At 51.3% G+C, this 22,747-nt stretch carries 21 protein-coding genes; 9 read left to right on the top strand and 12 right to left on the bottom strand.

Annotated features, from left to right (window positions below):
* Positions 1–28 precede the first annotated feature (28 nt).
* Positions 29–679, bottom strand: a complete 651-nt coding sequence (locus FEE96_RS10885) for a DsbA family oxidoreductase (protein ID WP_138163079.1) — start codon at positions 677–679, stop codon at positions 29–31.
* 1 nt (position 680) lies between these two features.
* Positions 681–2,195: a class I adenylate-forming enzyme family protein gene (locus tag FEE96_RS10880; protein WP_138163078.1), complete on the bottom strand. Its 1,515-nt coding sequence runs from the start codon at positions 2,193–2,195 to the stop codon at positions 681–683.
* Between the two features lie 64 nt (positions 2,196–2,259).
* Between FEE96_RS10880 and FEE96_RS10875 the strand changes: the two genes are divergently transcribed.
* Positions 2,260–2,883 carry a helix-turn-helix domain-containing protein gene (locus tag FEE96_RS10875; protein ID WP_138163077.1) on the top strand — a complete coding sequence of 208 codons (624 nt, stop codon included), beginning with the start codon at positions 2,260–2,262 and terminating at the stop codon, positions 2,881–2,883.
* Positions 2,884–2,897: 14 nt separating this feature from the next.
* Here FEE96_RS10875 and FEE96_RS10870 read toward each other — a convergent pair whose 3' ends face one another.
* On the bottom strand, positions 2,898–3,119 hold the full coding sequence (locus FEE96_RS10870; protein WP_138163076.1) for a hypothetical protein: 222 nt from the start codon (positions 3,117–3,119) through the stop codon (positions 2,898–2,900).
* 335 nt (positions 3,120–3,454) lie between these two features.
* Positions 3,455–5,272, bottom strand: a complete 1,818-nt coding sequence (locus tag FEE96_RS10865) for an extracellular solute-binding protein (RefSeq protein WP_138163075.1) — start codon at positions 5,270–5,272, stop codon at positions 3,455–3,457.
* 422 nt (positions 5,273–5,694) lie between these two features.
* Between FEE96_RS10865 and FEE96_RS10860 the strand changes: the two genes are divergently transcribed.
* Complete coding sequence (locus FEE96_RS10860) at positions 5,695–6,468, top strand: 3-hydroxybutyrate dehydrogenase (RefSeq protein WP_138163074.1); 774 nt, start codon at positions 5,695–5,697, stop codon at positions 6,466–6,468.
* 59 nt (positions 6,469–6,527) lie between these two features.
* On the opposite strand, the gene FEE96_RS10855 is transcribed toward FEE96_RS10860, so the two are convergent.
* From FEE96_RS10855 to FEE96_RS10840, 4 genes are all read right to left on the bottom strand, one after another.
* A complete protein-coding gene (locus FEE96_RS10855) occupies positions 6,528–7,217 on the bottom strand; it encodes a DUF502 domain-containing protein (RefSeq protein ID WP_138163073.1) in 690 nt (229 codons plus the stop codon).
* Positions 7,218–7,296: 79 nt separating this feature from the next.
* Entirely contained in the window at positions 7,297–8,211 is a 915-nt protein-coding gene (locus FEE96_RS10850) for a pseudouridine-5'-phosphate glycosidase (protein ID WP_138163072.1), read from the bottom strand.
* Positions 8,208–9,116 carry a PfkB family carbohydrate kinase gene (locus tag FEE96_RS10845; protein WP_138163071.1) on the bottom strand — a complete coding sequence of 303 codons (909 nt, stop codon included), beginning with the start codon at positions 9,114–9,116 and terminating at the stop codon, positions 8,208–8,210. The genes FEE96_RS10850 and FEE96_RS10845 overlap by 4 nt, the downstream gene beginning before the upstream one ends.
* A gap of 45 nt (positions 9,117–9,161) precedes the next feature.
* A complete protein-coding gene (locus FEE96_RS10840) occupies positions 9,162–9,974 on the bottom strand; it encodes a DUF4198 domain-containing protein (RefSeq protein WP_138163070.1) in 813 nt (270 codons plus the stop codon).
* A gap of 49 nt (positions 9,975–10,023) precedes the next feature.
* On the opposite strand from FEE96_RS10840, the gene FEE96_RS10835 reads away from it, so the two are divergent.
* The gene (locus FEE96_RS10835) at positions 10,024–11,118 is read left to right on the top strand and encodes a HupE/UreJ family protein (protein WP_246079405.1); all 1,095 of its coding nucleotides are present in this window, start codon (positions 10,024–10,026) and stop codon (positions 11,116–11,118) included.
* 10 nt (positions 11,119–11,128) lie between these two features.
* On the opposite strand, the gene FEE96_RS10830 is transcribed toward FEE96_RS10835, so the two are convergent.
* A complete protein-coding gene (locus tag FEE96_RS10830) occupies positions 11,129–11,749 on the bottom strand; it encodes a thiamine phosphate synthase (protein WP_138163068.1) in 621 nt (206 codons plus the stop codon).
* Positions 11,750–11,911: 162 nt separating this feature from the next.
* Here FEE96_RS10830 and FEE96_RS10825 point away from each other — a divergent pair, with 162 nt between their 5' ends.
* The 3 genes from FEE96_RS10825 to FEE96_RS10815 are packed head-to-tail and all read left to right on the top strand — an operon-like array spanning position 11,912 to position 15,338.
* Positions 11,912–12,661 (top strand): RNA methyltransferase, encoded by a 750-nt coding sequence (locus FEE96_RS10825; RefSeq protein ID WP_138163067.1) that lies wholly within the window; start codon positions 11,912–11,914, stop codon positions 12,659–12,661.
* A gap of 60 nt (positions 12,662–12,721) precedes the next feature.
* Entirely contained in the window at positions 12,722–13,867 is a 1,146-nt protein-coding gene (gene ctaA, locus FEE96_RS10820; protein ID WP_138163066.1) for a heme A synthase, read from the top strand.
* Between the two features lies 1 nt (position 13,868).
* Positions 13,869–15,338 carry a carboxypeptidase M32 gene (locus FEE96_RS10815; protein ID WP_138163065.1) on the top strand — a complete coding sequence of 490 codons (1,470 nt, stop codon included), beginning with the start codon at positions 13,869–13,871 and terminating at the stop codon, positions 15,336–15,338.
* A gap of 101 nt (positions 15,339–15,439) precedes the next feature.
* Here the strand turns inward: FEE96_RS10815 and FEE96_RS10810 are convergent, their stop codons facing one another.
* Together FEE96_RS10810 and gyrA are read right to left on the bottom strand one after the other, a co-directional pair.
* On the bottom strand, positions 15,440–16,198 hold the full coding sequence (locus FEE96_RS10810; protein ID WP_138163064.1) for a class I SAM-dependent methyltransferase: 759 nt from the start codon (positions 16,196–16,198) through the stop codon (positions 15,440–15,442).
* A 93-nt stretch (positions 16,199–16,291) separates the two neighbouring features.
* The gene (gene gyrA, locus FEE96_RS10805; protein WP_212744761.1) at positions 16,292–18,973 is read right to left on the bottom strand and encodes a DNA gyrase subunit A; all 2,682 of its coding nucleotides are present in this window, start codon (positions 18,971–18,973) and stop codon (positions 16,292–16,294) included.
* Positions 18,974–19,197: 224 nt separating this feature from the next.
* Here gyrA and FEE96_RS10800 point away from each other — a divergent pair, with 224 nt between their 5' ends.
* Entirely contained in the window at positions 19,198–19,467 is a 270-nt protein-coding gene (locus FEE96_RS10800) for an usg protein (protein ID WP_138163062.1), read from the top strand.
* A gap of 28 nt (positions 19,468–19,495) precedes the next feature.
* On the opposite strand, the gene FEE96_RS10795 is transcribed toward FEE96_RS10800, so the two are convergent.
* Complete coding sequence (locus FEE96_RS10795; protein WP_138163403.1) at positions 19,496–20,449, bottom strand: radical SAM protein; 954 nt, start codon at positions 20,447–20,449, stop codon at positions 19,496–19,498.
* Positions 20,450–20,597: 148 nt separating this feature from the next.
* Between FEE96_RS10795 and zwf the strand changes: the two genes are divergently transcribed.
* Together zwf and pgl are read left to right on the top strand one after the other, a co-directional pair.
* Complete coding sequence (gene zwf / locus FEE96_RS10790) at positions 20,598–22,073, top strand: glucose-6-phosphate dehydrogenase (RefSeq protein WP_138163061.1); 1,476 nt, start codon at positions 20,598–20,600, stop codon at positions 22,071–22,073.
* Complete coding sequence (pgl, locus tag FEE96_RS10785) at positions 22,070–22,741, top strand: 6-phosphogluconolactonase (RefSeq protein WP_138163060.1); 672 nt, start codon at positions 22,070–22,072, stop codon at positions 22,739–22,741. The genes zwf and pgl overlap by 4 nt, the downstream gene beginning before the upstream one ends.
* Positions 22,742–22,747 lie beyond the last annotated feature (6 nt).

Genomic DNA, 22,747 nt, shown 5'->3' with positions numbered 1-22,747 from the left:
TATTGAATGTAGTTGCTTTAAAATGGGTCTATGAGTTGCTAGTTTCGACCTGATCCATGATCTCGGCTATGACCTTAAGCCAAAGCTCAGGAGGTTGGGCGCCGGGGACCGCATGTTTATTGTCGACAATAAATGTTGGTACAGAACTAACCCCCATCTCACGGCTATGGGCGTCGCGTGCTTTGATATCATCGATGTCGTTGTCGGTAGAGAGTAGTTTTTGCACGATTGCTGCATCCATACCGATGCTGTCGGCAATATCTCCAAGTACCTCGGAGTCACCAATGTCGCGCGCATCGACGAAATATGCCTGAAATAATGCGTCCACAGCCTGTGTCTGTTTGTCTTCAATGCCGGCCCAATGGATCAGCCGGTGAGCATCCAACGTATTGGGGGTCCGCTTCATCGCTTCGAAGTTGATCGTGAGGCCCGCCTGTTGGGCGTGTTCGACAACAGGGGCGTATGCTTTTACAGCCCCATCTTGTCCACCAAATTTTGTCTCGAGATATTCTCGGCGGTCCATGCCTTTGGCGGGCATATCGGGATTTAACTGGAAGGGATGCCATTCGATTGCAAAAGGATGATTTGGCATTTGAGCCAGTGCTTTATCCAAATGGGCTTTGCCAATGTAGCACCACGGGCAGATCGGATCCGAAAGAATATCGAGTTTTACGGTCATGTTAGGATGTAACCTTGAAGGAAGCGGGCAGGGCGCGGCGCAGCAGTTTGCCATTGGCCCCCTGCGGCAACGCGTTCATATGAATGTAGACGCGGGGTTGTTTGTAGCGGGCCAAGTGCTTGTTAGCAAAACCCCTTAGGTCGTCCTCGTTCAACTTATTGGGACCGGTATAGAACGCAGCGATAACAAAGGTGTCGGGTTTGATCTCAACCGTTGCGGCGCCTACCTGGGTGATCCCAGGATGGATAGAGAGTGCACCTTCAACCTCTAGCGGGGAAACGCGGAAACCTCCGGCATTCATCATGTCGTCGGCGCGACCTAGATAGCTGATCTGGCCTTCGGCAGTCATTGCCCCCTGGTCACCGGTCAAGAACCAGTCCCCATCGTAACGGGCAGCTGTTTCGTTTTGTGCATTCAGATAGCCAAGCATCAGCCCCGGATCGGACCGGTGGATGGCGATTGTACCTTCGTTTCCGATTGGAACAGGACCGTCGCTATCAACGATGGCAACGCGACGACCGATCTGAGGTTGCCCTAACGCACCGTTTTTTGCGGGATGCTTTGGGCTGGAAGAAATAAAAGTAGAGCATTCCGACATCCCATAGGCCTCATACAGCTTAGTTTTTGTAGCTTTGGTCCATTCCTGTTGTAAATTAGCCGAGAGCTTTTCGCCGGCGCAAAGCCCGTGGCGAAGATTTGGAAGGTCCAATTGAGAACTACCTTGTAGAATTTTGCGGTAGACGCCAGGCGCGGCAGCAAAAATGCTGGCGCGATGGTCCTGCAGCAGTTCGGGGAGGTCAGAAATCGCTGTGCCTGGCGCAGGGATTAAGGCGGTTGCGCCCATGGTCCATGGGTCCATCAAGCCCGTGCCCAAGGTATAGGTCCAGTTAAAGGCACCAGCATGTAACAGCAGGTCATCCGAGTGCAGATCATACCAGCCTGAAATCATCATCTGTCTCGCCCAAATGGCGCGGTGGGCATGTGCAACGGCGCGCGGATTTCCGCTGGTCCCAGAGGTGTAGACTAAATAGGCTAGCCGCTCTGGGTCGCCCAAAGCGTACTCGCACGGGGGAAGGTCACGCATCGACAGAAGTGAGTCGGTTGTGATTTGATTCGGGTGTGAGCCGCAAGCCACATCGGGATCCCGCAGGATTGCCGCTGGCGCTAGGTCGGCAATCATCTTGACCGTTTCGGGGGCCGTCAATTGAGATGACGTTGGAACGGGAACCAATCCGGCTGCGATGGCTCCGAGATAGGCAATGGGGAACTCGACCGTGTTGCCCAATCTCATCAGAAGGACATCACCTGCGACCAGCCCAGATTGCAGCAGTCCTGTTCCGGTTCCGCGCACTGCTGCTTCAAGTGCCCGGTAAGTCCAGTTCTGTGTCGAAGTTCGTGAAAGGACGGACAAAGCAAGTTTGTCCGGTGCGGTCGGGGCATGCCGCAATACATGGGCGGCCAAGTTAAAGGGCGCGGGGCAGGGTGCGAACGAGCCATGGTCAAAAATCGACAACATGGGGTGTGGCTATCGTGAGTGGTGCTGCGTTGCAAGCTGACTTGGGGCCGCTTATAGAGAGCGTATGACAAAACGAGATCCAAAATCGCTAATTTCCATTGCACGCAACAGCGGCGTCCAGAGCGAAGCTGAGCCGCTGGATTTGGGAATGAGGGTACGTGAATTGCGTAAAGCCCGTGACTGGACGTTGGAGCATGCCGCCAACCAAGCGGGACTGGCCCGTTCGACCTTGTCGAAGATCGAAAATGGCCAAATGTCACCAACTTACGATGCACTAAAGAAGTTGGCTGTAGGGTTGGAGATTTCGGTCCCTCAATTATTTACCCCCCCACAACGTGGCCAGGTGAATGGTCGTTTAACCGTGACCAAAACTGGAGAAGGCGCCGCACATGCGACCACGACCTATGAGCACGAGTTACTCGCAGATGGTTTGTCCAGAAAACAGATGTTGCCTTATCGGGCCCGCGTACGTGCCCGGTCCATGGATGAGTTTGAAGGCTGGGTGCGCCACGACGGTGAAGAGTTTCTGTACGTTCTGACCGGAGTGGTTTGGCTGTATACTGAATTCTATGAGCCAATAGAGATGCGACGTGGTGACAGTGCATATTATGACGCTGCGATGGGGCATAACGTGATCTCGTCAAGTGACGAGGACGCCACAATCCTTTGGGTCACTTCGCTGGCTTGAAGCCACAACTTCGGTCAGCCTTCGACCTCGCGTAGCAACCCTTCTACAAATAGGAAGTCTTCCACTTCTTCTTTAGCTTCCGTCAGGGTCAAGTGATGGGTCTGAGCTAGATAAACCACAAACGCCTCCGGATCCTGTAACAACGAAGGTGCTAAGCTTGGTTGCAAATAGGGGAAACGGTTTTGGATACGCGGCAGGCAATTGGCCCAGTCCTTGGAAGCGTTCAAAACGGTCATAGCCAGTCCTCCCACCGGGCAACAACGGTTCTTTTGTCAGTTTAGTGTAACTAGGATTAATCAAAAAAGATACGGTCACAAATTTGAAGGCTGTATCACGTTCCAATGTTTAGCTTAGAGGCCGATCAGCTACGCATATAGACAGGCCTAGGCCTCAAAGTTTGAAATTCAGGATGGCAATTGACTTCGTGACTTGGAGTGAAGTTTTTATTCGAAATAGGGTGGACAGTGCAAAGTGCTTGGGCCCTAACCAACCGGTGAAACAATCTGCCCTTATACTCAGTGTAGTAAAAAGGCAGATTCAGTAAGCATATCCCAAACGCGATAGAGCTGGCTCAGTTTGGTTCGTACCACCAGACATCGGGCATAAAGCCGAGACGGTCACCATAAAGCGGTAATCTATCAGGAAATTGTAACTCTTTGGCATGGGCAATACGACCCTTATCGAACTGCCAGATTGGAATCACGTACCGTCCGGTTGTCAGTGCCCGATCTAGAGCCCGAACAGCAGAAATGAAATGCTCAGCGCTGATTGCATTTAGCATCTCAGGGATCAGAGCCTCTACGGCGGGGCTATCTACGCCCATTAGATTACGTGTCCCGGTTTGGTTTACACCACTACGGCCCCAGTACAGGTACTGCTCATTACCGGGACTTAGTGACAGATCACGGCGATAGCGCGTCATATCAAAATCATAGTCGTTTTGCCTAGAGACATATTGTGCGTTATCAACCGTTTCCGTGGTTATTATGATACCTAAACGTTCAAGAGAACGGGCATACATTTCAACGATGGTCTGCATTTCGCCATCGCCCTGGCGCAAAAGAACTGAGAACTCGAACGCCTCACCAGTTGAATTTTGCAAAACTCCATCTTGGACTTTCCAGCCTGCCTCGCTTAACAATTTAGTTGCGATACGGAGGTTCTTGCGATTGCGTTCGGTACCGTCGCTCATTGGTAAGCTGTACCCGTCCAAAGCACCTGGCAGCAGGGTATCCGCATAAGGTTCTAGTAGATCGCGTACACGACCTTTGGCTGGGCCAGGGTTCATACCGAGAGCAGAATTGGAATAGTAGGAGGTTATACGAGGCTGTGTCCCGCCGGTAACTGTGCCGTTTATGTATTCGAAGTTGAATGCATAAAGGAGAGCTTCTCGTACCCGCCAATCGTCGAAAGGTGCGCGACGGGTGTTCATTGCCAAACCAGTGATGCCCGAAGGGCGCTGGTGAGGGATTTCGGATTTCACTACATCGCCACTCTGAACAGCGGGGAAGTTATAGCCTCGGTCCCATTTGCCAGCGTTGTATTCGCGCACGGCCGTCAATTCGCCAACTTTGAAGGCTTCAAACAACACCGTTTGATCGCCAAAGAATTCAACACGCATTTCGTCAAAGTTCTGTGTGCCCTTCCGAAAGGGTAAGTTCTCCCCCCAATAGTTGGGATTGCGCTGCAAGCTCACATAGCGGCCAGGATCAGAGGCAGCGACGACATAGGCACCTGTACCGATGGGGGCTTCGCTAGGGCCACTGGTTGTGAAATCTTTACCCTCCCATTGTCCTTTTTTCAGGATGGGGCGTAGTCCTGCAATCAAGGCCAATTCTCGATCTTCAGTGTTGAAGACGATCCGAACCTTTCGAGGACCAGTTTGCGTTATGCTCTCAATTTTTGACCAAAAGCCGCGGTACCTAAGGTGGCCAACTGTGCCCAAAGTTTCATATGACCAGATTACGTCGTCGACGGTGACTGGTGAGCCATCGGAAAACCGAGCTTCAGGACGAAGGGTGAATTCAACCCATGAGCGATCGTCAGGGGTTTCGATTGATTCAGCAAGTAGCCCATATAGCGAGAACGGTTCGTCCCATGATCGTCCCATCAGGCTTTCATAACCCCAGAACCGAAGCTGCCAAGGGGCAGTACCTTTTTGTACAAATGGGTTGAGCGTATCAAAGCCACCTGTATTACCGAACACCACACGCCCGCCTTTGGGTGCGTTGGGATTGGCATAAGGGAGGGATGAAAAATCCTCTGGTAGATCGGGTTGTCCGTACATGGCTATTCCATGTGCTGATTCTGCCGTAGCGTGATTAACGCTTAGAAGCAGGGTGATACCTGCCAGCGTTGAAGCGATTTTTGAGAAAAAGTTTGATCTCATTTGGGCAACAATCCTGCTCTGCCTATATTTCCTTGTATTATCAAGCTACCCTTGCCGTCACGCCTTTTCAAACTTTTAGCTTGGATAACGTCAGATTATTGCGTATAACAGTGTTACTGCTCGATAGGTTTCTTGCCTGTATGAAACCTGCCTCAATAACTTGACGCCCGCTTCGCGCGGGCGTTTTTTTGGTTTGACCGTTTTTCTGTTGTCGTGAGCCGTTCATCTTTGAAAGTCCAAGCAATGAAATTTTGAGCTCATTGAGAGTTTTCTCAAGTAGTCGAAGTTAAAGATATCTACAATGTTCGGCCAGCCAGATAAATTGTAAGAACAGCAGATGACGAGCGTTTTCTTTGCAGTTGCAGCATGCCACAATGTGCAAAATTCAAATCCTAGCCATATCGTAAAAAGGGAAGAGATCTATGTCTTTGCGAGGGAAAACTGCTGTTGTCACCGGATCCAATTCGGGAATTGGACTAGGCGTTGCACGAGAGCTGGCGCGTGCAGGCGCAGATCTGGTTTTGAACTCGCTTACTGAGCGAGACGAAGACCATGCATTGGCAGAGGCCATATCAACGGAGTTTGACGTTGTTGCCAAGTATGTCAAAGCGGATATGTCTGTGGGAGAGGAATGCCGCAGCCTAATAGAATCTGCCGGCTCTTGCGATATTTTGGTTAATAACGCCGGAATCCAGCATGTCGCTCCGATTGATGAGTTTCCAAGAGATAAGTGGGATGCGATCATTGCCATCAATCTCAACTCCGTGTTCCACACCACTGCCGCTGCGTTACCGATGATGCGTGCGAAGGGGTGGGGACGGATTGTCAATGTCGCTTCGGCACATGGCCTGACGGCCTCACCTTACAAATCTGCCTATGTCGCGGCCAAGCATGGTGTCGTGGGAATGACCAAAGCTGTGGCATTAGAAACGGCACAGGAGCCGATCACATGTAATGCTGTCTGCCCAGGATATGTGCTGACTCCGTTGGTTGAAGCACAGATACCTGACACTATGAAGGAATACGGCATGGACCGCGAAACAGTCATCAAAGAGGTAATGTTGGCGCGGCAACCATCCAAAGAGTTTGCAACTGTAGAGCAGTTAGGTGGCACGGTTGCGTTTTTGTGCTCTTCAGCGGCAACGCAGATTACTGGTACGACGCTAAGTGTCGACGGCGGATGGACCGCTCTATAAAAAGTGCAGGAGCGGGGCCTTGCCCCGCTTCCTTTGGATATTCGCTATATGAAGCTAACTTAGTCCGCTGCTATTTCAGCTGGTTGGCTTGGATCTTTGGAATTTGGGTAGACCAGCCCGGCTGAGATCACCAGCTTAGCGGCATCTTCAACACTCATTTCCAGCTCAATCACATCTTCTTCCGGAAGAAACAACAGAAACCCAGAGGTCGGGTTTGGAGTGGTAGGTATGAAAATACTCATCAACTTCCCACTGGTTTTGGTATGCGCATATACCTCGCCTTTGGCGGTGGTCGAGACAAAACCGATGGCCCAGATACCAGGGCGCGGATACTGAATGATGCAGGCTTTTTCGAAGCTGCGTTCAGACTGAGCAAATACGGTTTCCGAAATCTGTTTGATTCCAGAATAGATTGACCGCACCACTGGCATACGCTGGACCAGACTTTCGGCGAAAGAAATCAGAGAACGACCCAAAATCCCTTTGGCGATCCAGCCAATGACGATGGTGAACAACAAAAAGATGATCAACCCGATGCCGCGCAGATTGATACCGATGTACTGTTCCGGAAGGATTGTTGAGGGAACTAGCGGCAACACCACACTATCAACCCAGCCCATAACTGACCATAAAAGCCAAATGGTCAGCCCAACCGGGGCGATCACCACGATCCCAGTCAGAAATGATGAGCGCAGGCGGGCAAACAGGCCCGGACGGCGCTGGGGTTCTTGGTCAAATGGCGTTGTCATGGTTCTTTTCGCTGTTGGTTCTGTGCAACCTAGGAAGTTTGAGAAGGCGCGGCAATGGCGCCTCTCTAATCTGTGTCTGTTAACTGCGAAGAGTGATCAGTTCTTTGGCAACATTAGAAGCTAGTCGGGCATTATTACGTACCAATGCAATGTTTGCAGTGAGAGACTTGCCCTCAGTCAGTTCAAATATTCGCTGTAACAGGAATGGAGTGACGGACTTACCACTGATACCCTTGTTGTCGGCCTCTGTCTGGGCTTGAGCGATGATCGGTGCCAGAATTTCGGCAGCGATTTGATCGGTGTCTGGGATCGGGTTGGCAACCAGTTGGCCACCCGGCAATCCTATGGCCTGACGTAGAACATGAGCACTGGCGATCTGCACAGCGTTATCCATTCGTAGCGGTGCAGCAAGGTCGGATTGTGCGGACCAAAACGCCGGAAAACTGTCTTGGCCATAAACTATGACTGGCACGCCATGCGTCTCAAGGACTTCAAGGGTTTTAGGGACATCCAGAATAGCTTTGGCACCCGCTGCAACAACTGTCACCGGGGTTGCAGCCAGCTCCAACAGGTCGGCAGAAATATCGAATGTTTGTTCAGCACCTTTATGGACGCCACCGATGCCGCCTGTTGCGAAGACTTCGATTTCAGAAAGTTTCGCCGCAATCATGGTTGCCGCAACGGTGGTTGCGCCGGTTCCGCCAGTCGCAAGGCAGGCTGCAAAATCTGCCCGTGACAGCTTGGCAACATTTTTTGCCCGGCCCAGTGACTGCAATTGATCTGCCTCGAGACCAACATGCAAACAACCGTCAAGTACAGCGATCGTGGCAGGTGTGGCGCCAGTATCGCGGATGTCTTGTTCAACCTGTGCAGCCACTTCTACGTTCTGCGGATAAGGCATACCGTGTGTGATGATGGTGCTTTCCAGCGCAACAATTGCAGTGTTGTTGGATCTGGCGTCCTGGACCTCGGCAGAATATTTGATGTTGATCACAGTGGTGGTTCTCCTGAAACATAGGTAGCCGCAGCTTTAAGCGCTGATGCGAGAGCTATCTCGCGGGCTTCTCCGCGGGCCTCGGCGGCGATATGGGCGGCCATAAAGGTATCTCCGGCTCCGGTCACACGGGCGACGGTTACGCGGGGCGGGGAAAGGGTGATTGGCGTGTCTGGACCCGCTTCGGTGGCTGAACTGCCGCCGTCGGTCACCAGAACACGGGATGCGCCTCGATCGAGCATAGCCTGCGCGGCGGTTAGACTGTCAGAGAATTCCGCCTGACACATCAAGCCGGCCTCTTCTAGGTTGACGTAAAGCGTTCCACGATTTCGGTTCAGGAATGGGCGTAAACGTTCGGCTTTGCCTGGCGAGGCAGGAGCAACCCGAAGATCAGCAGCGGAAAATTCTGGGGCGGCAGCGATGTCGTCAAGCAGAGACAAAGTCAGATTGCCATCTAACGCTACAAGACCAGAGTAGGGATGTGTCGATGAACCAAGGCTACCATCACGTAAGGGGCGCAGAATTTTGTCGCCGGCCGCTTCAAGTGAGTGTGCGTCAGCAATAGCTGCGATCAGTCCATTTGCGCCTTCTACGGCCATGTAACGATCGGTGGGCAGGTCTTCTGAGCGGTAGATATGGTCAGTCAATAAACCAAGTCGGAGGCAGGCATTGACCAATTCGTTGCCTTCTTCATCTCGGCCAATTGCGCTGAGCAGGGCAGGCTTTAGGCCAAAACGGGCCAAGGTCATCGCAATGTTCATGGCGACGCCGCCCGGTAACCGGGTGATCCTGCCTGGCATATCTGAGCCGCGCCGCATTTCCATGCGCGATCGGCCGATGATGTCCCAAAGCACGGAACCTATGCAAAGGATATTGGTTTCGTCTGATTTGGAGTTCTGTATCATACGCCAGTACTGCCTATTTTTGATCCAGCTCGCAAGGCGCAACCGCTATTCAGGCACTGCAAATGTTAGGGCGGCCCAAAGGGTTTCCCAAACCTGTTCAACGTCATCAGTTGCAGGTCGCAGAACAACTGCATCAACAAGATAAGTGAAACCGGGCTTTACTGGAATGTTTGCCAGTCCTTGAGAGTCTGTATGAAGTTTGGAAACAGTGACTGCATTATCGCCGGCGCGTTCATACACTTCAATCTGTGCATGTGGTCGCACTTTACCTTGGTAAAACAGCCGAACCATAAAGCCTTGTGCTAAATCATCAGTGTACGGGTTGGCGTATGCAAGAAACTCGGTTTCGAGGCCCAACAAACGGTCACTGCCAGTACCGGTGCCAATTGAAACCAATGCTTTGGCATGACGTGAGTAAGACTCGGTAAACCCTTGCCTAGGCAAGCCTCTTAATTGATGTTTTTGGTCTATATCAGCAAAGCCTTTGTGGCCTGCAAACGTCTCAAATTTCTCCCAGGTATCGTACGTAAGCATTTCAGGCACAGTTTCATGGCTGATAATCAGCAGACCATCATCCATCTGATCAATTTGCAATGCGGGAAGGTCTCCCATGCGACCCTGATAAGGGGTGCTGTGGTCACCCAGGGTAACGTCAAAACGATGGGTGCGCCTTGCAAAGTAGACTAGCTTAGGTCCCGCGAAATTCTGCCCGCTGCGCAGGTCTGCGATCACTGGCATGTCTGATTCAACTTGATATTTCTGTGGTTCGATCCAAAACTCGTGAGAAAGAGCGGGTAGGGCAGTTAAAGTCAGCCCGACAATAACAAAGACGAGACGGCGGTACAGGCGAGTGAACATAGACATGACCTTATTGAGAATAGGCCACAGGCTTGCATCTGTGTTTTTGATGTCAAGTCTTGCCTTGTTTGCTCTCGTTTCTACGGCGCGTGCCCATGAGGTTACGCCTACTATTGCAGATTTCCGCGTTGAAAATGGTCAGATTGCCTTTGATCTCCGGCTAAACATTGAGGCGTTTGTCGCCGGGATCAATCTGGATGGCATGAATGATACCAATGACGCGGCACAGGCTACGGATTACGACAGCCTGCGTGCGTTGGACCAAACTGAGCTTGAACCAATGGTGCGCCAGTTTGCTGAAGAATGGCTGGAAACACTAGAACTAACCGCGAATGGCAGCATTCAGCTCAGTGTCACCGAAGTGGTAATCCCTGAAGTTGGGAATGTGGACCTTCCTAGGGCAACCTATCTGTTGCTGAATGGGAGTATTCCGTCCAGCGCGCGAAGTTTGACGATGACCTGGCCGAAAGGGTCAGGCAGTGTGGTGTTGCGGCAGAATGGGGTTGATCAACCCTATACGGGGTTCCTGCAAGGTGGTGAGACAACGCCACCGATTCCTTTGACTGGGGGGGCAGCATTGACACCTTTGGAAGCGTTTGTGGACTATCTGCCCGTAGGCTTCGAGCATATCCTGCCCAAAGGCCTAGACCATATTTTGTTTGTGCTTGGGTTGTTCTTCCTCAGTTCTCGGCTGCGTCCACTAATTTGGCAAGTCAGCGCCTTTACTCTGGCGCATACAATCACACTGGCGCTGGGCATGTTGGGGGTGGTGACTGTCAGCCCTGATATCGTTGAACCACTCATCGCAGCGTCAATAGTATATGTCGCGGTCGAGAATATCTTTACAAGACACCTGAGCCCATGGCGACCATTGGTAATCTTTGGTTTTGGCCTCTTGCACGGGCTAGGATTTGCCTCGGTTTTAGGTGAGTTTGGATTGCCAAGGGACCAATTTATTGCTGCACTTGTTGGCTTTAATGTTGGCGTCGAGCTGGGGCAGTTATGCGTAATTGCAATAGCCTTTGCAGTTGTGGGTGTTTGGTTTAGATCTCACCCTAAGTATCGCGGTAGAATTGCAATACCGGCGTCGATCACCATTGCAGTGATCGGAGCCTATTGGTTTGTCGAACGGGTGTTTCTATAGGACGGATGTCTCAGCCCATTGCAGCGGTCAAACGCTGCAATGCTGCAACGGGATCATCACCACGCCATATTTCATCACCGATCCCGAAAAAATCTGTGTAAGGCGCAATGTTTCGGATCAGGTCTTCTGTCAAACCACCTTCTGCAACCATCGGAACTTCGATCATTTCTGACCACCACTGAAACAATTCTGTTTCTGCGGTGCCGCCATCGCCCAGACCCGAAATCCCCACAGGGCCAAAACAGACGTAGTCGGCACCGGCCTCAGCGGCTGTGATGCCGTCATGGTTTGAGGTACCACAAAAACTTCCAACGATGGCATCCGCGCCCATCGCTTTACGGGTAGCACGCACTGAGCGAGCCGAGTCAGTTAGATGGACCCCGTCAAGACCGAGGCGCTCGGCCAGGATTTGGTGGTCGGAAACTACAATAGCTACATCCCGAGCATGGGCGACTTCCCGAAGGGCATCACCAGCGCGGCTTAAGGTATCCTCGTCACGGCTGGCCATATCCAACCTGAGACAGGCAACGTCGACAGTATCTAGCACTCTGGCCAGTTGATTGGGAAACCGGCCCAGCTCAAAACTCGGTGGCGTGATCAGGTAGATCTGTGGTTTCTCGGGGCTATCCATGAGTTTGATCCTTGTGCTGTCATGCGGCTGTTTAGCGAATAAAGCCGTATACGCAAGTTTTATGGGCATGAAGCAGGGTAATTGAGACTCAGAGATAGTACCAGATCTTGCTCTGACGGCGATTGCGGACTAAATCGAGGAGAATTCTTCAGAAAGAGCAACATGCCCAGCCAGACCCCTCAACCTGCTTTTGTATTGGTGCGCCCACAGATGGGTGAAAATATTGGCGCCGCGGCGCGTGCAATGTGGAACTTTGGTCTGGATCGAATGCGTATTGTGGCGCCTCGGGATGGCTGGCCCAACCCTAAAGCTGTCGCTATGGCATCTGGTGCTGGGCGCTTACTGGATGAGGCACGGTTGAGCCCAGATGTCTCTGATGCGCTCGCCGATTGTTCGTTTGTCTTTGCAACCACTGCGCGGCAACGCGGATTGACCAAACCAGTGTTCAGTCCAGAAGCAGCCATGAAATTGGCTGCAGAGAAGATTACGGCAGGTGAGAAGGTCGCTGTGATGTTTGGTCCTGAACGTGCGGGACTGGAAAATGAAGACATAGCCAAGGCCAATGCCATTATTTCGGTTCCGGTGAACCCGGCTTATGGATCGTTGAACCTGGGTCAATGCGTGTTGTTGACCGCCTATGAATGGCAGCGTCAGGTTGGAGAAATCGAACACGAAACGGTCGACATGGGCAAAGCCAGTTGGGCGACAGGTGTTGAAATCGAAAAACTATCCGAACATTACGAAGAGCGTCTAGAACAAGCCGGCTTCTTTTTCCCACCCGATAAAGCGACAAACATGAAGGTAAATCTACGAAACCTATGGAGCCGTATGGCGCTGACCAATGCGGATGTGCAGATGCTCCACGGAGTGATGCGCCAGATGGTACGTTGGAAGCAGCGCGGTGAAGATTAAGCCGTCTGGACCTCTGCTCAACAGGGAACTAGCGTGGCCACAGATTAAGACGAGGCAAGCATGAGCAAGCGCAATATTTTTGAAGACGTGGAAGGCGATCGTTCTGTCGCCCCAAAAGTACAGTCCGGATTGATTGAGCGAAACAAGAGTGGTGCGCGTAGAGCAATCCGCGCCTGGCTGATGGTACTGTTCGCGCTAGTCGTTGCAATGATTGTTGTAGGTGGATTGACCCGGCTGACTGACAGTGGCTTGTCCATTACCGAATGGAAGCCAGTGACAGGTGCGGTGCCGCCGCTAAGCGAGTCTGATTGGCAGGCCGAGTTCGACAAATACCAACAGATTGATCAGTGGCGTATCGAAAACCAGTGGATGCAGCTTGAAGATTTCAAAGCGATCTATTGGTGGGAATGGAGCCACAGGCAATTGGGCCGGGTCATGGGGGTGATCTGGGCGCTAGGGTTTCTTGGTTTCTTGCTGGCCCGCAAAATTCCAATTGGCTGGACCAATAGACTCGCACTGCCCGGTGTACTAGGCGGATTGCAGGGAGGGATCGGCTGGTGGATGGTTGCGTCAGGTGTCACCCAGGGCGAGGGAATGGTCTCTGTCGCATCCTACCGTCTGGCTGTGCATCTAGGGTTGGCCTTTATCATTCTGGGTTTCATCGCTTGGTACATTCTGATGCTATCGCGTGAAGATCGCGTTTTGATGCAGGCTCGCCGCGCAAAAGAAAAGAAGCTCTTCAGCCTTTCGACTGGTTTGATGCATTTTGCGTTTTTGCAAATTATTCTTGGCGCATTGGTTGCTGGCATAGATGCGGGCCGTACGTATACCGATTGGCCATTGATGGGCGGACAGATAATTCCGCAAAACCTTCTCATGCTTGAACCAATGTGGAAGAATTTCTTTGAAAATCCTGGCCTTGTCCAGTTTATCCACCGTGTCACTGGGTATGTTTTGTTGGTTTTTGGAGTGATTGTCTGGCGCCGTGGACGACATAGCGCACATCCAATTACGCAAAATGCTTTTCATGTCGTATTTGCAATTTTGCTCCTGCAGATTGTTCTTGGCATCACTACCGTCATTTATGGCGCCCCTTGGCAAATCGCCATTCTACACCAACTTTTGGCAGTCGTTCTTTGGTCAGCAGTGCTGCGCGCAAGATTCTTGTCTGCCTATCCCATAACAACTTCGATCAAGGACATCTGATATGAGCGCATTTGACAAACTTATGGCATTCCAGCGCGACACTCAGGCGCTAGGGCAGATTGCCGGGCGATTGGGATGGGACCAGGAAACTATGATGCCACGAGGTGCCGCATCCCAGCGTGGCGATGAAATGGCTGCTCTTGAAGCTGTATTGCATGCCCGTCGTATGGCTCCTCAGGTCGGGGATTGGCTGGAACAGGCTACAGCCTCCGATGAGTCAGGTGCTGCCCAATTGCGTGAAATCCGACGGAGTTACGAACGGGCGAAAAAAGTGCCAGCGGATTTAGCCAAAAAACTGGCACAGGTCACGTCCGAAGCGCAAGGAAAGTGGGCAGCTGCACGGGCAGATGAGGATGTCTCTGCCTTTATACCAGTCCTTCAGGAAGTCGTGGAACTGAAGCGGGAAGAGGGGGCAGCACTTGCTGCTGGCGGTAACGTGTACGATGCTATGGTTCAAGATTATGAACACGGCACCACCAGCGCTCAGATTGCGGAAATTTTCGATGCGATGCGGCCCCGATTGGTCGATTTGCGGGCTACAGTTCTGGAACGTCCTACTCCGAAGCGATTGGAAGGGGTGTTCGACGAAGCCAAACAGATGAAGTTGACCCGTAAGTTGGCTAAGGCGTTTGGCTACGATATGAACCATGGCCGCGTCGACAAGGCCGTGCATCCGTTTAGTTCCGGCAGTGGACAAGACGTGCGCATCACAACGCGTACCAGTGCAAGTGACCCATTTAGTTGTATCTACTCTACCATCCATGAGGTTGGTCATGCCTGCTACGAGCAAAACATTGACAATGACTACCTGCTAACACCACTAGGCTGCGGTGTATCTATGGGCGTGCATGAAAGCCAAAGCAGAATTTATGAGAACCAATTGGGGCGTAGTCGAGCCTTTACCGGTTGGTTGTTTGAGCAGATGGTTGATGTCTTTGGGGATATTGGTGTTGCGGACGCCGATGCATTTTATGCTGCCGTCAATTCTGTACTCAATGGCTATATCCGTACCGAGGCTGACGAAATCCAGTACAATCTTCACGTCATGCTACGGTTCGATCTGGAAAGAGCCTTGATGTCTGGTGACCTCCAAGTTGTTGACCTTGAGGCGGCCTGGAATGACCGTTTCAAAGCCGACTTTGGCTATGATGTCGACAAGCCATCAAATGGCTGCTTGCAGGATGTCCATTGGTCGGTCGGACTATTCGGTTATTTCCCAACCTATTCTTTGGGCAATGTATATGCAGGGTGTTTACACCAGGCATTGCGGAAATCTGTGCCAAACTTGGATCAACAGCTTTCAGTTGGCGATACCTCTGGCGCAGTGAGTTGGCTTCAGAAGAACCTACAGCAACATGGAGGGCTGCGATCTCCTCTGGAGACAATTACCCATGCGGCAGGTTCCCAGCCGACCCATGAACCTTTGTTAGAATACCTGGAAACCAAATTTGCTGATATCTACAATCTCTGAGCTAGCTATTGGGCTTGAATAGCCGAACCTCTGCTTGAAACGGCAGAGGTTCAATTTGAATCAGCGAGGACAAAGTAATCTTTATTCTCCTGAGCCTCTTGTCACTTCTTTTCAAACAGCATCCGTGTTGATTTGTTGTCGTTGTAGACTTCGGTTGTTTTCGACATTTCGAATAGATTTGAAACTGCAGCAGTGTTTGACCGTAAGTACTGTTTTCTCAAATCTAAGCAAACGTAACCACCCTTGTTAATCGTCTCGGCCATCAGGTCTAAATAGTCGTCAATGGGATAGTGAAATCCACACGAGTAAAAGCTGGTGGCGAGATCAAATCCATTTTTAGGAACACTAATGTTTGCCTTGGTAGGGTTGATTTCAGTCACATCGTTAGCGTCCACACCGTTTGCAATAAGCAGGTTGGACGCCGCTTTCAAGCTGGCGTAACCGCTGCCACTCTCTGCCCAGTTATGGTACATCTCGGGGGATTCCTCGATGTCGACTAGGGTGAACTTGGATTTGAAGTCGCGAAACAAGAAGACATCGTTGATCCCCTGACCACATCCAATATCACAGGTATGTTCAATTTTTTTGTTACCCAAAGCGTGCTTAAGAGGAATGTACTCTTGATATATTTCAAGAAATGCACCTTCGATGATACTTTGCTTTCGGGACTTCACTTCATCAGACAAGACTGTCTGGTTCCCCTGTTCCCATTGGAGGCGAGATTTTCGGGAAATTTGCTTTGTTCTCTGGTAGCCCAGTAGCATGCATTCTTCATCAGTAATGCTGCTATAATTCAAAGACAACGTGGCAAGCTCTTCAAGTGAGGAAAGCAGATCAATTGCTGGTCTATCAAAATTCATTTTATCTCCAAGTCTACCAAAGCTGCTGATCCAAAGCATTTTGGATCAGCAGATAAAAAGAGAGCTCAGGTTCTAGAAACACCCTGACAACCGTTAGGTCTCGTTTTCCTCGTCACCATTTTGCTCAGCGATCCAAGCAACCGAAACCACATCTTCGCCTTTACCTGTGTTAAACACTTTAACACCGCCGGCGCTGCGTGATCGGAAGGAAATGCCCTGAACAGGGACCCTGATCGACTGGCCTTTAGAAGTGGCAAGCATGATCTGATCAGCCAATTCGACTGGGAATGTCGCAACAATCTCGTTGCCTTTCATCGCGGCGACCCCTTGTCCTCCACGCCCACTTACGCGGTAATCATGCGAGGAAGTCAGATTTCCTGCACCACTTTTGTTGATGGTGACCAAAAGTTCATTTGCAGCCAGCATTTCTTGATAACGGTCCTCAGGCAATGCGCCGTCGACCTCTTCACCGGTCTCATCTTCGGTAATTTCGCTACCAAGTTCTGTCCGGAACCGCTTGATAAAGGCACTACGCTCAGATGGTTCTGCCTCAAAATGACGAATAACCGACATAGACACCACTCGGTTGTCGTCATTCAGGCGGATGCCTCGTACTCCAGTGGATTTGCGACCCTTGAAGACCCGTACATCTGTTGTTGAAAACCGGATAGCGCGACCTGCATCAGACACCAGCATGACATCGTCATCTTCTGAACAGATCCGCGCATTGACCATCTCAACCCCCTCGGGCAGGTCCATGGCAATCTTACCGTTGCGTTTCACATTGACGAAATCGGACAATGCATTTCGACGGACATCGCCAGCCGTGGTGGCAAAGATGATCTGCAAATTGGCCCAATCATCCTCGGGAACGTCTACCGGCATAATGGCGGCAATCGATACTCCGGGTGGAATTGGCAGGATATTGACCACAGCCTTCCCTTTGGAGGTCCGACCGCCCTGAGGCAGGCGCCAGGTCTTTAGTTTGTAAACCATGCCATCGGTGGTGAAAAACAACAGCTGGGTATGGGTATTGGCAACAAAGAGGGTGGTGATGACATCCTCTTCTTTAGTCTGCATCCCTGACACCCCCTTGCCACCGCGCTTTTGCGCGCGGAAGTCGGCCAGGGGCGTACGCTTGATGTATCCACCTGAGGTCACGGTCACCACCATGTCCTCACGCTCTATCAAATCCTCGTCGTCCATATCACCGGACCAGTCGACGATTTCGGTGCGACGTGGAACAGCAAACTGTTCGCGAACTTCAGTCAGTTCATCCGCAATGATGCCCATGATGCGTTCACGGGAACCAAGAATTTCAAGATACTCTTTGATCTTGCCAGCAAGCTCTTCCAACTCGTCGGTGACTTCTTTGACGCCGATTTGGGTCAAACGCTGAAGCCGCAGTTCCAGAATAGCGCGGGCCTGAGTTTCCGACAGGTTGTAGGTTCCGTCGTCATTGGCAGTGTGGGTCGGATCATCGATCAGGGCAATGTACTGAAGGATCGGCTGGGCCGGCCAACGCCGGGTCATCAGTTTTTCACGCGCCTCAGCGGCATCTGCTGACGCACGGATGGTGGCGACAATTTCGTCGATATTGGTCACGGCAACGGCCAGACCACATAGGATGTGGCTGCGTTCGCGGGCCTTGCGTAACAGATAAGCTGTCCGTCGTGCTACCACGTCCTCGCGGAAGTCGATGAACGAGGTCAGAAACCGGCGCAATGTTAGAGTTTCGGGCCGACCGCCATTCAGCGCCAGCATGTTGCAGCCAAAATAGGTTTGCATGGGGGTGAACCTGAACAATTGATTCATTACCACTTCGGCGGTGGCATCTCGTTTCAACTCGATCACCACACGGACGCCGTTGCGATCAGATTCATCCTGAACGTGGGCCACACCCTCAATCTTTTTATCACGAACCTGCTCGGCGATCTTTTCGATCATAGCCGCTTTGTTCACCTGATACGGAATCTCGTCGATAACAATTGCATAGCGATCACGGCGGATCTCTTCGACACGGGTTTTGGAGCGAATGATGACGGAGCCGCGGCCTTCAAGGTAGGCCTTGCGGGCACCAGTGCGGCCCAGCATTACACCACCGGTAGGGAAGTCGGGGCCGGGAACGTAGTCGATCAGCTGTTCGCTGGTCAGATCTGGGTCCTCGATTAGCGCAAGGGTTGCGTCGATCACTTCGCCCAGGTTGTGTGGTGGAATATTGGTGGCCATGCCGACAGCAATACCACCAGCTCCATTGACCAGCATATTCGGGAACCGGGCCGGCAGAACTGTTGGCTCCTGGTCCTTACCGTCATAGTTATCTTGAAAATCGACTGTGTCTTTGTCGATGTCGCTCAGCAAAAATGCAGCCGGCTTGTCCATCCGGACTTCGGTATAGCGCATCGCTGCAGCGTTATCGCCGTCCATCGAGCCGAAGTTGCCTTGACCATCCAGCAGCGGCAGCGACATAGAAAAGTCCTGCGCCATCCGAACCAGTGCGTCATAGATCGCGCTGTCGCCATGCGGGTGATATTTACCCATCACATCGCCAACAGGTCGAGCCGATTTTCGGTATGACTTGTCGTGAGTGTTACTTGTCTCATGCATTGCATAAAGAATGCGACGGTGGACCGGCTTCAAGCCGTCCCGCAGATCAGGAATGGCACGGCTAACGATGACAGACATCGCATAGTCGAGATAGGAGGTCCGCATTTCGGATTCGATAGAGACGGAAGGACCATCATAAATCGGCCGCGAAGGGGGTGTTTCATCCATATTTTCAGGAGTTTCCGGCGTATCGCTCACGTGTGCTGCCCGTTGTTATTGATGGGTCTATATCTTGTGTATGCACCCTAACAGAGAGGGTATATGGGGCGCAAGCAAGCAGAATTTTTCAGTGCTATTTACACGTTAATATTTTCGTAACCCGCTGTTTTTGAGATAAATTAACATCTTTCGCGCTACCATTGCTTTGTACACTCTAATTTTGGAGGTTTTTGATGGAGCGTAGCGAAACTGAATTGATGCTAAAGGGCTATGGTTTGACCACTGCGGAATTCACTTACCACATGCCTGACTATACCCATGTGTTGAACACTTTTGTTTGGCAAAATTATGATTTGCTGCCAGATCATCCCAAACTGTTTGAGTTTGTCGAATTCTGGCAGCGGGAGATTGAGGGCCCTTTACATTCGGTGCGCTTTAGTCACCGCAAAATGATTAGTCCCGGTGAGTGGCGCAATGTTAAAGGTGTGCTGACCTTGCATTAAAATAGGTCGCCGAATTTGCAGGCTGGAGCTATGCAGAACAGCTGGCTCCACCTAGTACACAAAACTTTGCGCAGTGGGGGTGGTTCAAAGAAACATCCTGTTCTGCGCTAGCCAAAGTCTCACCCAGTTCAAACTCGGCTGTATAGGGCAATAAGGTGCAAGCAAGAACGGTCGGTCGTCTGGCACCTTTGCGTTTCACAACCATGCGAGAGGTTGAACACATGACATCTTTGGGTGATTTACCAAGAATACCCCAGCACGCAGTGGTGATTTCTGGAACTTCGACAGTGTCATCCATTTCCGGAAACAGAACGGTTTGGCTGGGGTTCTGGGCATCTATACTAAAACCATACTGAGCAAACAATTCTTCAAATCCGGCCCGAGAGGCCGCATCGCTCGCCCCCCATTGGCTACGCGCAGCAACGGCTATTTTGAAGCCATTTTCCTGCAACCAACGCATACCCAACAATGACTTTGCAAAACTGCCACGGCCACGTTCTGCGTCGTGTATTTCTTCACTAAAATGATCCAGTGAGACACGTAACACCATCTGTCCTGGGAAATCGGTAAGTAGCTGTATCAACCCAGCCTGCATTGATTTTCGCATCAATGGTTGCATTGCGTTGGTCAGAATCAACACTTTATAGCCACGCTCTAACGCAAAACGGATCATGCCAATGATCTGAGGGTTCATAAAGGGCTCACCACCGGTAAAACCAATTTCTTTGACCGGCCAATTCCTTGCTTCAATCTGATCAAGGTAGTCTTGGACTTCACCTGCGGTCAGATAGACCAGAGCATCGTTGCTTGGTGAACTGAGAATGTAGCAATTTGCACATTCAATATTGCAAAGGGTTCCAGTATTGAACCAAAGTGTTTCGGGATTACTGAGAGCTACTCTCGCACGCTCGTCTCCGTTGGACGTTAGATAGCTATCTTGAAATTTTCCTTGGTTGGCCGCTGGTTGGGGCAAGTCTTTCATCAGGTAATCCCGGGTGGTTTCTTTCATTTAGGTCTAGCCTATACTCGTAGGCGAGTTAAAGTCTGCGAACTAATATATGATGAGGTCGTGATCCAGAGTCATACTAAAATTGGAATGCGTCATACGACGCGGTAGGTAAGGGCAAAGTATGGTTTCGCGCGTCATCCCAGTGGATTTGTTCGATCTGGTAATTTTTGGTGGCACCGGAGATCTTGCTCAGCGTAAGATTTTACCTGCATTGTTTCGCCGTTTCTGCGGTGGGCAGATGCCTAAAGGTGCCCGCATAATTGCAGCCGCACGGACAAACCTGTCTCAATCCGATTATAAGGCTATGATAACTAACGCTATTCAGGCCTATGGCGGCAATCAAGCGAATGACGCTGTTGCATTAGAAGCGTTTCTTGATTGCCTTACCTATACCCGTGTGGACGCTACCGGAGATATCGGTTGGCCCGAGCTCTCTACGTTGATGGCTCAGGGGCAGGGCGCCCGGGTTTCAATCTTCTATTTTTCAGTTGGTCCCAACCTGTTTGGCCCATTGGCCGAGCGTTTGCACAAACATGGCTTGGCTCAAGATAGCAGCCGAATTGTAGTAGAAAAGCCCTTTGGTCGCGATCTTGAGTCTGCTCGCGCCTTAAACGCCACGCTTGCAACTCATTTTAGCGAAGGCCAGATCTATCGGATAGATCACTATTTGGGCAAAGAAACCGTACAAAACCTTATGGCGATCCGATTTGGTAATATGCTGTTCGAGCCGCTGTGGAACAGTCAGTATGTTGATCATATTCAGATTACGGTTGCTGAAACTGTCGGAATTGCAGGGCGTGAGGCCTATTACGACCGGTCAGGTGCCATGCGGGACATGATGCAAAATCATTTGATGCAATTATTGTGCCTTATCGCGATGGAACCTCCTGCAAAATTCGACCCAGACGCGGTACGTGATGAAAAACTAAAGGTAATTCGGGCGCTAGACACTGTTGAGCCACATCACATCGTGCGGGGACAGTATCAGGCTCAGCAAGGTGCTGATGATCGGCATGACTCTTATCGCGAAACTGTTGGTAATCTCCGGTCTACAACCGAAAGTTACATCGCTCTGCGTGCTCATATCAGCAATTGGCGTTGGGCGGGCACACCGTTTTATTTGCGAACTGGTAAAAAACTGGTTGCACGATCCTCAGTGATCAATGTGTTTTTTAAGGATGCGCCACATTCGATTTTTGGAGAAGAGGCAGGCCGCCACGCAAATCTGTTGTCCATCCGCTTACAGCCGAATGAAGGTATCACTTTGAAGGTAACAATCAAAGAGCCTGGCCCTGGTGGCATGCGATTGATGGATGTGCCTTTGGATATGACCTTTTCGGAAGCTTTAGGGGCGGCAGGGGGTAATCCTCCGGACGCTTATGAACGCTTGATCATGGACGTGATCCGCGGCAATCAAACGCTGTTCATGCGTGGAGATGAAGTCGAAGCAGCCTGGGCCTGGACCGACCCGATCATTGCGGGTTGGCAAGCCCGTGGAGATGTGCCCAAACCCTATGATAGTGGCAGCACAGGACCGGATGACGCAGATCTGTTGATGCGTCGCGATTTACGTGAATGGCAAGGGATAAACCCATGAATACTATAGAATACCCAGATCGTGACATGTTGGCGATTGATGTGGCCAATCGATTAGCCGGAGATCTTGAAACCCATTTGTTGAACCACGAAAGAGCCTCTCTTGCCGTTGCAGGCGGCACCACGCCAGCGCCCATATTTGATGACCTCTGTGCCGCTGATCTCGATTGGTCCCGGGTTCGGGTGTTGGCGACTGACGAGCGATGGGTGCCCGTTACCAGCGAACGTTCTAACGCTCGAATGATTGCCAAGCGCCTACTGGTTGACCGTGCAGCGGCAGCCCAATTTTTACCTTTTCATGTTCCAGATCAGGTACCCGAAGATGTAATTGCAGAAGTTGAATCGATAATAGCGCCTGAATTGCCTATCTCAGTTCTGCTATTGGGTATGGGGTCGGATATGCACACGGCTTCGTTGTTTCCTGGTGTGCCAGGACTTGAGGCCGCTCTGGAGGCGACAGCCCCGGTATTAGCAATACTACGACCAGACAGTCAGCCGGAAGCCCGTATAAGCCTGTCAGGGAGGGTTCTGGATGCTGCCATTTCGAAACACTTAGTGATTTACGGTGATGACAAACGAAAAGCGCTTGAACAGGCTATGCTGTTGCCGCCTGAAAAGGCCCCAATACAAGCGGTGTTATCTGAAACCACTGTTCATTGGGCACCGTAAGGCAAA

Source organism: Parasedimentitalea maritima (assembly GCF_005771405.1).
In the GTDB taxonomy this organism is placed as follows: domain Bacteria; phylum Pseudomonadota; class Alphaproteobacteria; order Rhodobacterales; family Rhodobacteraceae; genus Parasedimentitalea; species Parasedimentitalea maritima.
This window is presented reverse-complemented; position numbering and strand designations above follow the sequence as displayed.